Origin of the sequence: Dietzia sp. SYD-A1 (assembly GCF_015356725.1) — a bacterium.
Lineage (GTDB): Bacteria > Actinomycetota > Actinomycetes > Mycobacteriales > Mycobacteriaceae > Dietzia.
Genome location: NZ_JADDKI010000162.1, coordinates 1 through 864 on the forward strand (window position 1 = coordinate 1; position 864 = coordinate 864).

Sequence of the window (864 nt, forward strand, 5' to 3'; positions counted from 1 at the left end):
GAGGGGGGCGGACCTCAGCCCAGGAACGCCTTGTCGGACAGTGTCGCGCCCTTGATCGTGGCGAACTCCTTGAGCAGATCCTGCACGGTGAGTGAGGCCTTCTCCCGTGCGTCCGCCTCGTAGACGATCTGGCCCTCGTGCATCATGATCAGGCGGTTGCCCAGCCGGATGGCCTGTTCCATGTTGTGCGTGACCATGAGGGTGGTGAGCCCGCCCTCCCGGACGATCCGCTCGGTGATGGTGGTGACCAGCTCGGCCCGCTGCGGGTCCAGTGCCGCGGTGTGCTCGTCGAGCAGCATGATCCGCGGCTGGGTGAACCCGGCCATGAGTAGCGACAGTGCCTGGCGCTGTCCGCCCGAGAGCAATCCGACCTTCGCGGTGAGTCGGTCCTCGAGGCCCAGCTCGAGCATGGCGAGCTGGTCGACGAACTGCCGCCGACGCTTCTTGTTCAGGCTCGGGCCGAGCCCTCGCCGCGTGCCGCGCAGGAACGCCAGGGACAGATTCTCCTCGATGGTGAGAGTGGGGGCGGTCCCGGCGAGTGGGTCCTGGAAGACGCGGCCCACATACTTCGCGCGCCTGTGATCGCGCAGGCGGGTGACGTTCCTGCCGTCGATGTCGATTCGTCCGTCGTCGGGGATCAACCGCCCGGACACGACGTTGAGCAGGGTCGACTTGCCGGCGCCGTTGGAGCCGATCACGGTGACGAAGTCGCCCTCGGCCATCGTGAGGCTGAGCCCGTTCAGCGCCCGGCGCTCGTTGACGGTGCCCGGGAAGAAGGTCTTGGACACGTCCGTGACTGTCAGCATGCTCAGCTCTCCTCGCCGCCGGCGCCGGTGCCGGTGCCGGCGGCGAGGAGAGCTGAGC

1 protein-coding gene is annotated in these 864 nt (G+C 67.9%); it reads right to left on the reverse strand.

Annotated elements, in window-relative coordinates; translation table 11 throughout:
* Positions 1-14 precede the first annotated feature (14 nt).
* Complete coding sequence (locus IY392_RS07725) at positions 15-806, reverse strand: ABC transporter ATP-binding protein (protein WP_182612989.1); 792 nt, start codon at positions 804-806, stop codon at positions 15-17.
* Positions 807-864 lie beyond the last annotated feature (58 nt).